Consider the following 12,139-nt stretch of genomic DNA (forward strand, 5'->3'; position numbering starts at 1 on the left):
TGTCTTTAGCGGCCGAGATCGCCCATGTGGCCGCTGCCGCCGTCCAGCCACTGCTGGTATTCGGGGCTGATGCCGCGCATCTCCGACTGATCCAGTTCCGGCGCCGCCTGGCGACCGTTGTAGCCGGTGCCACCGAGCGGGATGCCGGTGCCCGAACCACTGCTGGAGCCGCTGCCGGAAGAGCTGCTGCCGCTGGTCGAGCCACCGCTGCTGGAGCCGCTACCGGAGGAGCTGCCGCTGGTCGAGCCGCCGCTGGAGGAACCACTCCCCGACGAGCCACTGCCGGAAGACCCGCTGCCCGACGACGAGCCGCTGGAACTGCTGCCCGAGCTGCTGCCGGACCCACTGGACGAGCCACCGCTGGAAGAACCGCTGCCCGAGGAAGTGCCGGCGGCCGGCGCCGGATCATCCTTGGTGGCCTCGTCGGTGACTAGGACAACAGTACCGACGCCGACCACGACCGCGCCGGCGGCGGTCAGCATGGTCCCCAGGCTGAGTCCTTCGGCCTGCTGCATGCGCAGCGCCATGCCGCGTAGGCTGCTGCCGTTGAGGTAGGTATCGAGGCCGCTAGTGCTGACATTGATCCGCAGCATCGGCGGTAGGCCGCGGGTCTGGGCGGCATAGGCGTCGTAGTCCAGCCTTAGGCCGTAGTGGAAGCGGTCGCTGGCCTGCGGCGAGGCCTGCGCGCCGAACTTCCAGATCAGATAGGTGCCCAGCTGCGGGTCGTTGTCTCGCGCGGCTGCCGGCAGCGCGGCAAGTGCGCCGGCGACCAGGCCGCCTGCGGCGGTCTTCAAGAGTTTGTTCATAGTCCTCCCACCTTCCATAGTTGAACGGACACTCGTGCGGTGCCCGGGATTGAAACCGCGGCCCCGCTGCTGGGGCCGCGGCGCTTGCTCAAGGGATGTCGATCTCGCGACCGTAGATGCCGCGGCCATCGCCGTCCTGACCAAAACTCTGCCAAGCCACCAGGGCCTTGCCGGCGCTGGACATCGCCACCGTCGGGAACAGGCAGGCATAGCCGGGGCTGCTGAAGCGCAGTGGCCCGCGCTGATCGCCGCCGCTGCCGACCACCGCCAGGCTGGTCTGGTCCTGCGCCTGGGCGGCGAGCAGGTAGTCACCGGCCGAGCTCAGGCTCAGCGAGCTGCGTTCGATCAGCCCGGCGCCGGGCGAGGCCACGGTCAGCACCGGGCCATCGGTGAGTTGCGGCGCCGAGTAGCGCTGCATCTGGATGCCCTGCGGCACATTGCCGTAGGTAAAGGCCTCCCAGGCGACCGCAAAGCGGCCGTCCGGACGTACCGCCAGCGAGGGCTGGTCGACGGCGCTGTCGGCGCTGGTCTGGTTGACGTTGTAGGCGGCGCTCAGGGCCGTGCCGGCGAGGTCGTAGTGACGGGCGCGTACCTGGGTGCCGTTGATCCAGATCAGCACGATCTTGCCGCTGGCATCCAGGCCGACACGGGGAAAGCGCGGGCTGCCGTCGACGTTGGCATCGGAGGCGGTGATCGGGTCGGTGCGCGCACTGCCGTCGGCGGCGTAGATGCGCAGTTGCACGAAGCGGGTTTCCAGATCGTTGCGGCCTAGCGTGGTGGCCACCTGGTTGAGTTCGCGATTGCTGAAGGCGACCACGAACTCGCCGCTGTCGGCCAGCGCCACCTGCGGCTCCGACTGCGAGTCGAGATTGGAATCGCCGGGGCCGACCAGAAACTCGGCACCAACCCGGCTGCCGTCGGCGGCGTAGCGCTGGGCGTAGATGTTGCCGCCGGGGCTGCCTTGCAGCGAGCTGCGCCAGACCGCCACGAAATCACCGTGGGCATTCATGCTGACATTGGCAAAGCTCTGCCGGCTGACGGTGTAGGTATTGACCTGGAACTCGTCGCCGACCGGCTGGCCGTTGTGCAGGCGGCGGCCGTAGATGCCGAGGTGACTGCCGTCCTGGCCAAAGCTCTCCCAGACCACCACGCCCTGGCCCTGGGCGTTGCCGCTGGCGACCGGGCGCTGCTGATCGCGCTGGCTGTACTGGTTGATCTGCTTTTCCGCGCCGCCACCGGCACGGGCGCTGGCGGCGTCACCGCTGCTGCCGCCACAGGCGCTGAGCAGCAGCGCCAGCAGCGCGGTGGTGGAACGGGGTGAAGCGAGGCGGCTCATCGGCTGAACCCTTCGAAGAACTGCCACATTTCTTGGTTGGCGCGGATGTTCTGGGTGGTCAGGCCGGTGCGCGGCACGAAGTCCAGCGCGCCGGGCCAGTTATGGCCGCCCTCGACGATGGTGTAGATCGCCGCGCCGCGGCCGGGTGGGCAGTCGGTATAGCGGTCGACGTAGACGCTGGTGCCATCGGCGATCGGCGCCGGCAGGTTGCTGCGGGTGGTGGTGCCGGGGCAGCCATTGGCGTCGGCCCACCACTTGGCGGCGTCCTGCGCGGGCAGGGCGCCGACGCCGGTGAGATCGCGCTGCAAGGAGAGCAGGCCGACGTTGTAGGGCACCTGATCGTCGGCGGTGCCGTTGAAGAACACCATTGGCGTCGGCACCGAGGGTGCGCAGACCCGTTCCAGGGATTTGCGCATGGTGGCGGCGATCACCGCCCCGGCGGCGATCTTTTCCGGGTGATCGCAGGCGAAGCGCACGGTCATGTTGCCGCCCTGCGAGTAGCCGGTCATGTAGATGCGCTTGGGGTCGATGGGGTAGCGCGCCACCAGGCTGTCGATCAGGGCGTTGAGATAGCCGGAATCGTCGGTGGGGTCGGTATCGTTGGGCGCGTGCGACCAGGTCAGGTCGTGGGCCTCGGGCAGGATCACGAAGGCGCCCTTGTCGCGGGCAAACTCGCCAACCTCGGTGAGGTTGGCCATGGTCGCCGAGGGGCCGAGGTTGTAGTGCAGCACGATGACCGCGGGCGAGTTCGGCCGCGGATTGGCCGGCGCCAGAAAGCCGACGGTGCGGGTGATGCCGCCAAACTCGAAGGCCTCGTAGTAGGCGCGGACGTTTTCCCAGGGCAGGAAGGAAACCGCCTGCGCCGGGGCGGTGGTCAGCAGACTGGCGAGGGCCAGCAGCAAGCCCGCGATCCTTCGCGGACGACTAGCGAACAGCATGTACATCTCCTCGGCAATTCCTTGTGCTTTCGCGGCGCAGTCATGAAGTGGAATTCAGCTGTGGCCGTCGACGTTCCACCTGGAACGTGACGTCATATTAACCCCACCGCGGCGGCAGTGGTGGTGTTGATCCCTGGCCGCGGGTTGCCAGGGGCGGGTGGTTTACGTATCCTTCGCGCCCCTCGTCGGAGTCCCGGCGGGGTTTTCCTTGCCCCACCGCTCTGGTTTGCCGGGGGGCAATCCCACAAGGAGCAAGCATGCGTCACTACGAAATCGTGGTCATGGTGCACCCGGATCAGTCCGAGCAGGTGCCCGCGATGACCGAGCGTTACAAGTCGTTTGTCGAAGCCGACGGCGGCAAGGTCCACCGTCTGGAAGATTGGGGTCGCCGCCAGCTGGCCTACCCGATCGCCAAGCTGCACAAGGCCCACTACCTGCTGATGAACGTGGAGTGCTCCGACAAGGCCCTGGCCGAACTCGAGAATGCCTTCAAGTTCAACGATGCGGTGATCCGCAAGCTGGTCATCCGCAAGGAGACCGCGGTCACCGTGCAGTCGCAGCTGTTCAAGAATCCGGAAGACGACAAGCCGAAGCCGGAATACAAGTCCCGCGAGCGCGCCGCCGAGTCCGCTCCGGCTGACGCCGAAGTCGAAGCTGAAGCCGCCACCGAGGAGGCCGTCTAATGTCCCGTTTCGTTCGCACCAAGCGCAAGTCCTGCAAGTTCTCCTCCGACAAGGCTGTCGAGATCGACTACAAGGATCTCAACCTGCTGAAGCAGTACGTCAGCGAGAACGGCAAGATCCAGCCGGCGCGCGTGACTGGCACGGTGTCCTTCTACCAGCGCCAGATCACCAACTCCATCAAGCGCGCGCGCTTCCTGGCCCTGCTGCCCTACACCGACAAGCACGAGTAATCCGGAGCCACGCACATGGAATTGATTCTGCTGGAAAAGATCAAGCACCTGGGTGACCTGGGCGACGTCGTTGACGTGAAGCCGGGCTACGGCCGCAACTACCTGCTGCCGCAGGGCAAGGCGCTGCAGGCCACCACCAGCAACAAGAAGGTGTTCGAAGACCGCAAGGCCGAGCTGGTGAAGAAGGCCGTCGATTCGGTCAACGCCGCCAAGGCCCGCGCCGCCAAGCTGGAAGGCGCGGTGGTGGTGGTGACCGCGCTGGCTTCGGAAGAAGGCAAGCTCTACGGCTCGGTGGGCCCGGCGGAAATCGCCCGCGCCGCCGAAGGCCAGAAGCTGGACATCGAGAAGAGCGAGATCAATCTGATCGCCGGTCCGATCCGCACCACCGGTGAGGTGAAGGTGCTCGCCCGTCTGCACTCCGAAGTGGAAGTGGAGTTCAGCGTCAAGGTCGAGGCCGAACGCGCCTAAGCGGCATGGATGGTCCAAAACGGCCCGCCATCGCGGGCCGTTTTGCTTTGCGCCGGCAGTTATCCACCACTTGTTCCGGCCGCCATGCACTGGCTTGTGCATACCCCCGCCAGCCCCCCCGCAGTAGAGTGTGCCCATGAGCGAATACGAACCCGACCCCCGCGACTACCGCGGCGACAAGCTGCGTCGTCTGCCGACCGCGGCGCGCATGCCGCCGCACGCGCTGGAAGCCGAGATGTCGGTGCTCGGCGGCCTGATGCTCGACAACCGCAAGCTCGACGAGATCATGGACCTCCTGCGCGAGGAGGATTTCTACACCGAGCCGCACCGGCTGATTTACCGCGCCATCCGCACCCTCGCCGGCCAGGGCCGGCCGTTCGACTGGGTGACCGTTTCTGAAGCACTGCGCGACGACGTCGAGGACGACCGCAAGGGCAATCCTCAGGGCCTGGACAGCCTGGAGCGGGTCGGCGGGCAGGGCGCGGTGGCGCAGCTCACCCTCGACGTGCCGGGCGCCTCCAACGTCCGCGCCTACGCCGAGATCGTGCAGGAGCGCAGCATCCAGCGCGAGCTGATCGCCACCGGTCTCGATACCGTGGCGCTGGGCCAGAGCCCGGATGGCCGCAAGGCCGGCGAGCTGATCGACGAAGCCGAGCAGAAGGTGTTCGCGATCCGCAACCGGGCGGCGAAGAGCCGCACCGCCTACCACACGATGGCGCCCTTGATGGAGTCCATCGAGAAGAAGCTGGTCTACGCCCGCGACAACCCCGGCGGCGCCGCTGGCCTGCCGACCGGCTTCACCCGCTTCGACAGCATGACCAACGGCCTGCACAAGGGCGACCTGGTGATCGTCGCCGGCCGTCCCTCCATGGGCAAGACCAGCTTCGCGATGAACATCGCCGAGTACGCGGCGCTGGAGCGCGGCACGCCGGTGGCGGTGTTCAGCATGGAAATGTCGGCCGAGCAGCTGGCGCTGCGTGTGCTCTCCAGCTTTGGCCGCATCGACCAGCAGCACCTGCGCACCGGCGAGATGGACGACATGGAATGGGCCAAGCTCGCGTCCGCCAGCGGCCTGATCCGCGAGGCGCCCTTGTTCATCGACGAGACCGGCGCGCTCTCGCCACTGGAACTGCGCTCGCGCGCCCGCCGCATCGCCGCCAAGAACGGCCTGGGTCTGATCGTGGTGGACTACATTCAGCTCATGCAGATTCCGGGCTCGGAGAGCCGTACCAACGAGATCTCCGAAATCTCCCGCAGCCTCAAGGCGCTGGCCAAGGAGCTGGAAGTACCGGTGATCGCGCTCTCGCAGCTCAACCGCGGCGTCGAAAACCGCGACAACAAGCGGCCGCGCATGGCCGACCTGCGCGAATCCGGCGGTATCGAACAGGACGCCGACGTCATCGTGTTCATCTACCGTGACGAGGTCTACAACAAGGAAAGCCCGGACAAGGGCCAGGCCGAGATCATCATCGGCAAGCAGCGTAACGGCCCGACCGGCACCTGCAAGACTGCCTTCCTGGGTCAGTTCACCCGCTTCGACAATCTCGAATCGCTGGCGCCGCCCGGCTACGAGGACTACCAGTGAGCCTCGTCGCCGCATGATCCCGCGCGTTACCGCGACGGTCGATCTCGCCGCGATCCGTCACAACCTGCGCGTGGTGCGCCAGGTGGCGCCGCGCTCGAAGGTGATGGCGGCGGTCAAGGCAGATGCCTATGGCCACGGCGCCGTGGCGGTGGCGCGCGCCCTGGAGGCCGAGCAGGTCGATGGCCTGGCGGTGGCCTGCATGGAAGAGGCGATGCAGCTGCGCGAGGCGCATCTGCTGCACACTCCCATCGCCCTGCTCGAAGGCGTGATCTCCATCGAGGAGGCAGCGCTGGCGGTTTACGAACGCCTGCAGGTGGTGGTGCACGACCACTGGCAGATCGCTCTCTTGGAGCAGCTGCCGGCCTCGGCCCAGGTGCAGGTCTGGTTCAAGCTCGACTCCGGCATGCACCGCCTGGGTTTTCCGCTCAGCGATGTGCCGCGGTTGGTGGAAACCCTGCAGCGCCATCCGGGCTGGAAGCTGCAGGGCTGGCTCACCCATCTCTCCTGCGCCGATGAGTTGGACTCGCCGGTCACTGGCCAGCAAATCGCCGCCTACCAGGCGGCCCTGCAGGGCGTGCCGGGGCCGCGATCCATCGCCAACTCCGCCGGCCTTCTGGCCTGGCCGGAGGCGCGGGTGGACTGGGTGCGTCCCGGCCTGATGCTCTACGGCGCCAGTCCCCTGCCGGGCAAGACCGGCCGCGAGCTGGGCCTGGTGCCGGCGCTGACGCTGGAAAGCCGGCTGATCGCGATTCGCGAATTCGCCGCCGGTGAGCCCATCGGCTATGGCCAGACCTGGCGCACGCCGGAGCGCATGCCGATCGGCGTGGTGGCGGTCGGCTATGCCGACGGCGTGCACCGCTGTTTCCCCAGCGGCACGCCGCTGATGGTGGGCGGCCGTCGGGTGCCGCTGGTGGGGCGGGTGTCGATGGACATGGTCACCGTCGATCTGCGGCCGGCGCCGCAGGCGGCGGTGGGTGATCCGGTGTTGCTCTGGGGCGATGGCCTGCCGGCGGAGGAAGTGGCCGGCTATGCCGGGACGCTGGCTTATGAGCTGTTCTGCGGGCTGACCCAGCGGGTGCGGTTTCGCTATCGAAACGGCTGATTGGCATCGGCGCCTTTCTCCTCCTTTTGAATTCTTCTTCCCTGTGCGAGGGCGAGGCGGGAATAGGCGAAGCCTGACTTTCGCCCTGCCGAGCGCCATTGCTTATGCGCCAGTCCCCCTCCCCCTTGCGGGGAGGGGTTAGGGGAGGGGGAAAGCCGTGGCGGAGTGAGGTGCTTTCGCTTGGGCGTTCTGGTGTGCGGTGGTTTGCGTTCGCGCGTTCGCGCTCTGCTGGCAGTGCTGTTGGTGCGAGCTTTTTTTCGCCTCTTGGCGACTCACTTTTCTTTGCTTGTGCAAAGAAAAGTAAGCAAAAGAAAGCACCCCCCTGCGTAGCGCCCCCTACGGGGGTAAACCTGCGATGCTCGGTCTCCGGGGGACGCCGGCGAACTCGGCGCCCTATAGGCGCCTCAGACAGGCGCCGGCTTCCATACCCCCGGAGACCTCCGCTTCTCGGCGCTACGAAGGGGACCGGAACATCTACAGCACGGCGGTCTTCGCCCGCCGCAACATCAACGGCAGGCGCTTGCTTCGCTCGCGCGATGTCGGCGCAGCCGACGAGCCTGAGTGCCGTTGACTTGCCCTCCCCTTCGTAAGCGCCGAGAAGCGCAGTGGTCGGGGGGTATGGAAGCGCCCGCATGTTCGAGGCGCCTATAGGGCGCCGAGTTCGGGCGCGTCCCCCCGGCCACGAGCATCGCAGGGCACCCCGCAGGGGCGCGACGCAGGGGTGTGCTTTCTTTTGCTTACTTTTCTTTGCACAAGCAAAGAAAAGTGAGTCGCCAAGAGGCGAAAAAAAGCTATCAAGCCCTGCGCAGCTAAAAGAGCGCGAAGGCGCGAACCACACACCAGCAGACCAACGCGAAGGCCAAGCACTCCTTCACGGCTTTCCCCCCTCCCCCAACCCCTCCCCACAAGGGGAAGGGGGACTTCGGATGGCGCAGCAGCTGTGTTCCGCCCGCTCCCGTCTCTGCTCACAACGTCGAGATCGCTCTCCAATCACCCGGTCGACTTCCCGACACCGGGCCTGCAAGCCCCGTGTCGGTTCTCCGGCACTGCCCCCTCAAACCCACTGACTACGGGCTTTCCGGGGCTGGCATATGGCTTGCTCCCTGGCTGGCTGTCTCCTTTGACACCCTTGTCGCTACGAGCCCGCCATGTCCGCTGCCGCCCCCGCCGCCGAAGCTTCTGCCGCTCCGCCCAAGAAAACGAAGGCTGGAGTCGTGAAGCTGATCCTGGCCTTTGTGGTCACCGCCGGCCTGGCTGCGGGTGGCGCCTTCTTTGCCGCGCAGCGCCTGGCGCCGCCGGCTGCGGTGAGTGCCGAGGGCGAGGCACCGGCGGCTGTCGACAGCGCCGGCCATGACGAACACGGCGGCGGCGCGCAGCCGGTGACCACCGGCGACTACTTTTCGCTGGCGCCTTCCTTCGTGGTCAACCTCAACGACGAGGATGTCTCCCGCTTTTTGCAGATCGAGGTCGAGGTGATGGCCGCCAAGCCGGCGGCGCTGGACGCGGTGCGCGCCAACCTACCGGTGATCCGCAATCGCCTGGTGCTGCTGTTCTCCTCGCAGAAATATCGTGAGCTATTGCCGCGCGAGGGCAAGGAAAAACTGCAGCAGCAGGCGCTGGACGAGGTCAACAAGGTGCTGGAGGAGCGCAAGAAGCCGCGCATCGACGGCGTGATGTTCACCAGCTTCGTGATGCAATAGGCCCGGCGCGCTCCCGTGCAAGACATCCTCTCCCAGGACGAGATCGACGCCCTGCTGCACGGCGTCGACAGCGGCAAGGTCGATACCGCGCCGCCACCGCCGCCCGGTGTCGCCCAGTCCTTTGACTTCACCTCGCAGGACCGCATCGTCCGCGGCCGCCTGCCGACGCTGGAGATGATCAACGAGCGCTTCGCTCGCCTGTTCCGCATCAGCCTGTTCAACATGCTGCGGCGCACGCCGGAGCTGTCGGTGGTCGGCATCGAGATGATGAAGTTCTCCGACTACATCCACGGCCTCTATGTGCCGACCAGCCTGAACCTGATCCGGGTCAAGCCGCTGCGCGGTACCGCGCTGGTGATCTTCGAGCCGCGCCTGGTGTTCACCGTGGTGGAGAATTTCTTCGGCGGCAACGGCCGCTTCCGCACCAAGATCGAGGGCCGCGAATTCACGCCCACCGAGTTGCGGGTGGTGCAGTTGCTGCTGCGCCAGGGTTTTGCCGATCTCACCGAGGCCTGGAGCGCGGTGCTGCCGCTGGAATTCGAGTTCATGAGCCACGAGATGAACCCGCATTTCGCCAACATCGTCAGCCCCTCCGAGGTGGTGGTGGTATCGCGCTTCCACATCGAGCTGGAAGGCGGTGCTGGCGACATCCATGTCACTTTCCCGTACTCGATGATCGAGCCGATCCGCGAGCAGCTCGACGCCGGCCTGCAATCGGACCGGGTGGAGAAGGACGAGCGCTGGAGCGCCACCCTGCGCGAGCAGATTCGCGACGCGGAGGTGGTGGCGAGCTGCGAGCTGGCGCGCACCCAGATCAGCCTGGGGCAGCTGCTCAAGCTCAAGAGCGGCGATGTCATCCCCTTCACCATGCCGCGCCAGGTGCAGCTCTGCGTCGAGGACGTGCCCTTGTTCAAGGCCTCCTATGGCGTCTCTGGCGGCCACAACGCCGTCCGCATTCTTGAAACCGTCCGCCGCGATCCGCGCGTGGTCAACCCGAAACTGCAAGGAGCCAGCTCATGAGCGCCGCCGCCAACCCCCAGGAATTCACTCCACCCAGCTTTGACGACAAGGCGCTGGCCCCCGCGCAGAGCAACGACGTCAATCTCGACGTGCTGCTCGACGTGCCGGTGACGCTGTCGATGGAAGTGGGCCGCGCCCGCCTGCCGATCCGCAATCTGTTGCAGCTCAACCAGGGCTCGGTGGTGGAGCTGGAGCGGGTCGCCGGCGAGCCGCTGGATGTCTACGCCAACGGCACGCTCATCGCCCACGGCGAGGTGGTGGTCATCAACGAGAAGTTCGGCATCCGCCTGATCGACGTGGTCAGCCCGGCCGAACGCATCCGCAAGCTGAGGTAACAGCCATGAAAGCCAGTTCCATCCAGATCGCCAGCCTGAGCGCGCTCGATCCACTGACGCTGCCAGCAGTGCCCGCATCGGCCGAGATTGCGCTCGCGGAGCTTCCCACCATACAGGCCAGCGAGCCGCAAGCCGTGACTCCGGCGCCGGCCACGGTTGCCTCCGTGCAGGTGCCGGCCAAGCCGCTCACCCCCGGCCTGGCCGCGCCCACCGGCGCCTGGACCATGCTCGGTTCGCTGCTGCTGGTGCTGGGTCTCATTCTCCTGCTGGCCCGTGGTGTCCGTGCCTTGCAGGGTGTGCGTGGCGCCAGTGGCGAAACCCTGAAGCTGCGCGGCAGCCTGCAGGTCGGCAGTCGCGAGCGGGTGGTGTGGATGCAGGCCGGCGAGACCCATCTCTTGCTGGGAGTCGCTGCCGGCCGGGTCAACAATCTGCATGTGTTCGACGTGCCGCCGGATTTCGACCAACCGCAGCTCAAGGCTGCGAACGGCGCCGACTTCGCCGCCAAGTTGCGCCAGGTTCTGGACCGCGCCCGCCAGCGTTCCGCCGCGGTTCTGGCGCCGACGCCCAGCGCGGCTCCGGCCGCGGCCGTGCCGTCGGCGCCGCCAGCGAGCGTCGCGGTGGCGACGCCGCCTCGGCCACAGGCTTTGCGGTCTTCGCGCTTCCATACCTCCGCCTGAACGCCATGAAGTCCCTGGGGCTGCTGATCTTGTTGCTGCTGGTGCCGACGGCCCAGGCCGCCGGCATTCCGGCGCTGACCCTGGAAACCTCCGCCAACGGCGCTCAGAGCTGGTCGCTATCGCTGCAAGTGCTGGCGCTGATGACGGCGCTGAGCTTGCTGCCGGCGCTACTGCTCACCATGACCAGCTTTACCCGCATCGTCATCGTGCTCGGCTTGCTGCGGCAGGCGCTGGGCACCGGGCAGACGCCGTCGAACCAGATTCTGGTCGGGCTCTCGCTGTTTCTGAGCCTGTTCGTGATGGCGCCGGTGCTGGGCAAGATCCACGACGACGCGGTCAAGCCCTACATGGACGGCAAGCTGGAGTTCCAGCCGGCGCTGGACAAGGCCCAGCAGCCCTTGCGCGCTTTCATGCTGGCGCAGACCCGCGAGACCGATCTGCTCACCTTCACCCGCCTGTCCGGCCGCGACGAGCCCTATGCCGAGGCCAGCGAGGTGCCGTTCACGGTGCTGGCGGCGAGCTTTCTCACCAGCGAGCTGACCACCGCCTTCCAGATCGGTTTTCTGATCTTCGTGCCCTTCGTGGTGATTGATCTGGTGGTATCCAGCGTGCTGATGAGCCTGGGCATGATGATGCTCTCGCCGATGCTGATCAGCCTGCCGTTCAAGCTGATGCTGTTCGTGATGGTTGATGGCTGGTCGCTGACCATGGCTATGCTGGCGGCCTCGTTCAAGGCGGTGGCATGACTCCCGAAACCGTCCTGACCCTGGGCCGCGAGGCGCTGCTGCTGACGCTGAGCCTGGCGGCGCCGCTGTTGCTGACCAGCTTGGCGGTGGGTGTGTTGGTAGGCCTGTTCCAGGCCGCGACCCAGATCAACGAGATGACGCTGTCGTTCATTCCCAAGCTGATGGCGATGGCGGCGGTGGTGGTGATCGCCGGGCCGTGGATGCTGCAGACGCTGAGCGAGTACACGCGGCGCTTGTTCGAGAGTATTCCGGGTTTGATCGGGTAGCGGCTCATGCCGGACGCCGCTTCCTCTGCTTGCTCCCGGTTCTCCTCCCCCTTGCGGGGAGGGGTTAGAGGAGGGGGAAAGCCGTGGAGGAGTGCAGTGCTTTCGAGTTGGATTGCTGGTGTGTGGTTCGCGCATTCGCGCTCTGCTGAGTCTGCTGTTGGTGCGAGCTCTTTTTCGCCTCTTGGCGACTCACTTTTCTTTGCTTGTGCAAAGAAAAGTAAGCAAAAGAAAGCACACCCCTGCGTCG

The 12,139-nt window shown here is 66.5% G+C and carries 14 protein-coding genes; 11 read left to right on the forward strand and 3 right to left on the reverse strand.

Annotation, left to right across the window (positions count from 1 at the left end; translation table 11 throughout):
* Positions 1-5: 5 nt before the first annotated feature.
* From AC3WT6_RS12885 to AC3WT6_RS12895, 3 genes are all read right to left on the reverse strand, one after another.
* Positions 6-806, reverse strand: coding sequence for a hypothetical protein (locus AC3WT6_RS12885; RefSeq protein WP_492654006.1), 801 nt, complete (start codon positions 804-806; stop codon positions 6-8).
* An 88-nt stretch (positions 807-894) separates the two neighbouring features.
* Positions 895-2,142 carry a hypothetical protein gene (locus AC3WT6_RS12890; RefSeq protein ID WP_492654007.1) on the reverse strand — a complete coding sequence of 416 codons (1,248 nt, stop codon included), beginning with the start codon at positions 2,140-2,142 and terminating at the stop codon, positions 895-897.
* Complete coding sequence (locus AC3WT6_RS12895) at positions 2,139-3,080, reverse strand: CE1 family esterase (RefSeq protein ID WP_492654008.1); 942 nt, start codon at positions 3,078-3,080, stop codon at positions 2,139-2,141. Before AC3WT6_RS12895 ends, AC3WT6_RS12890 begins: the two co-directional genes overlap by 4 nt.
* 257 nt (positions 3,081-3,337) lie before the next feature.
* On the opposite strand from AC3WT6_RS12895, the gene rpsF reads away from it, so the two are divergent.
* From rpsF to fliQ, 11 genes are all read left to right on the forward strand, one after another.
* On the forward strand, positions 3,338-3,763 hold the full coding sequence (gene rpsF / locus AC3WT6_RS12900; protein ID WP_492654009.1) for a 30S ribosomal protein S6: 426 nt from the start codon (positions 3,338-3,340) through the stop codon (positions 3,761-3,763).
* The gene (gene rpsR, locus AC3WT6_RS12905) at positions 3,763-3,993 is read left to right on the forward strand and encodes a 30S ribosomal protein S18 (protein ID WP_492654010.1); all 231 of its coding nucleotides are present in this window, start codon (positions 3,763-3,765) and stop codon (positions 3,991-3,993) included. The genes rpsF and rpsR overlap by 1 nt, the downstream gene beginning before the upstream one ends.
* 15 nt (positions 3,994-4,008) lie before the next feature.
* The gene (gene rplI, locus AC3WT6_RS12910) at positions 4,009-4,461 is read left to right on the forward strand and encodes a 50S ribosomal protein L9 (protein WP_492654011.1); all 453 of its coding nucleotides are present in this window, start codon (positions 4,009-4,011) and stop codon (positions 4,459-4,461) included.
* A gap of 208 nt (positions 4,462-4,669) precedes the next feature.
* Positions 4,670-6,046: a replicative DNA helicase gene (gene dnaB, locus AC3WT6_RS12915; RefSeq protein WP_492654022.1), complete on the forward strand. Its 1,377-nt coding sequence runs from the start codon at positions 4,670-4,672 to the stop codon at positions 6,044-6,046.
* 13 nt (positions 6,047-6,059) lie between these two features.
* Complete coding sequence (gene alr, locus AC3WT6_RS12920) at positions 6,060-7,148, forward strand: alanine racemase (RefSeq protein ID WP_492654012.1); 1,089 nt, start codon at positions 6,060-6,062, stop codon at positions 7,146-7,148.
* A gap of 1,148 nt (positions 7,149-8,296) precedes the next feature.
* The gene (locus AC3WT6_RS12925) at positions 8,297-8,848 is read left to right on the forward strand and encodes a flagellar basal body-associated FliL family protein (protein ID WP_492654013.1); all 552 of its coding nucleotides are present in this window, start codon (positions 8,297-8,299) and stop codon (positions 8,846-8,848) included.
* Positions 8,849-8,863: 15 nt separating this feature from the next.
* Complete coding sequence (gene fliM, locus AC3WT6_RS12930; RefSeq protein ID WP_492654014.1) at positions 8,864-9,868, forward strand: flagellar motor switch protein FliM; 1,005 nt, start codon at positions 8,864-8,866, stop codon at positions 9,866-9,868.
* The gene (gene fliN / locus AC3WT6_RS12935) at positions 9,865-10,203 is read left to right on the forward strand and encodes a flagellar motor switch protein FliN (protein ID WP_492654015.1); all 339 of its coding nucleotides are present in this window, start codon (positions 9,865-9,867) and stop codon (positions 10,201-10,203) included. The genes fliM and fliN overlap by 4 nt, the downstream gene beginning before the upstream one ends.
* A 5-nt stretch (positions 10,204-10,208) precedes the next feature.
* The gene (locus AC3WT6_RS12940) at positions 10,209-10,880 is read left to right on the forward strand and encodes a FliO/MopB family protein (RefSeq protein WP_492654016.1); all 672 of its coding nucleotides are present in this window, start codon (positions 10,209-10,211) and stop codon (positions 10,878-10,880) included.
* Positions 10,881-10,885: 5 nt separating this feature from the next.
* The gene (fliP, locus tag AC3WT6_RS12945; protein WP_492654017.1) at positions 10,886-11,626 is read left to right on the forward strand and encodes a flagellar type III secretion system pore protein FliP; all 741 of its coding nucleotides are present in this window, start codon (positions 10,886-10,888) and stop codon (positions 11,624-11,626) included.
* Positions 11,623-11,892: a flagellar biosynthesis protein FliQ gene (gene fliQ / locus AC3WT6_RS12950; protein WP_492654018.1), complete on the forward strand. Its 270-nt coding sequence runs from the start codon at positions 11,623-11,625 to the stop codon at positions 11,890-11,892. The genes fliP and fliQ overlap by 4 nt, the downstream gene beginning before the upstream one ends.
* The last annotated feature ends 247 nt before the right edge of the window (positions 11,893-12,139 follow it).

It is taken from the genome of Stagnimonas sp. FW305-C-60 (assembly GCF_058782965.1).

Bases quoted from the DNA above. Each gene is read 5' to 3' on its own strand.
- alr (WP_492654012.1), top strand. From the start codon at position 6,060: ATGATCCCGCGCGTTACCGCGACGGTCGATCTCGCCGCGATCCGTCAC.
- dnaB (WP_492654022.1), top strand. From the start codon at position 4,670: ATGCCGCCGCACGCGCTGGAAGCCGAGATGTCGGTGCTCGGCGGCCTG.
- AC3WT6_RS12940 (WP_492654016.1), top strand. From the start codon at position 10,209: ATGAAAGCCAGTTCCATCCAGATCGCCAGCCTGAGCGCGCTCGATCCA.
- fliP (WP_492654017.1), top strand. From the start codon at position 10,886: ATGAAGTCCCTGGGGCTGCTGATCTTGTTGCTGCTGGTGCCGACGGCC.
- rplI (WP_492654011.1), top strand. From the start codon at position 4,009: ATGGAATTGATTCTGCTGGAAAAGATCAAGCACCTGGGTGACCTGGGC.
- AC3WT6_RS12895 (WP_492654008.1), bottom strand. From the start codon at position 3,080: ATGCTGTTCGCTAGTCGTCCGCGAAGGATCGCGGGCTTGCTGCTGGCC.
- AC3WT6_RS12885 (WP_492654006.1), bottom strand. From the start codon at position 806: ATGAACAAACTCTTGAAGACCGCCGCAGGCGGCCTGGTCGCCGGCGCA.
- rpsF (WP_492654009.1), top strand. From the start codon at position 3,338: ATGCGTCACTACGAAATCGTGGTCATGGTGCACCCGGATCAGTCCGAG.
- AC3WT6_RS12890 (WP_492654007.1), bottom strand. From the start codon at position 2,142: ATGAGCCGCCTCGCTTCACCCCGTTCCACCACCGCGCTGCTGGCGCTG.
- AC3WT6_RS12925 (WP_492654013.1), top strand. From the start codon at position 8,297: ATGTCCGCTGCCGCCCCCGCCGCCGAAGCTTCTGCCGCTCCGCCCAAG.
- fliQ (WP_492654018.1), top strand. From the start codon at position 11,623: ATGACTCCCGAAACCGTCCTGACCCTGGGCCGCGAGGCGCTGCTGCTG.
- rpsR (WP_492654010.1), top strand. From the start codon at position 3,763: ATGTCCCGTTTCGTTCGCACCAAGCGCAAGTCCTGCAAGTTCTCCTCC.
- fliN (WP_492654015.1), top strand. From the start codon at position 9,865: ATGAGCGCCGCCGCCAACCCCCAGGAATTCACTCCACCCAGCTTTGAC.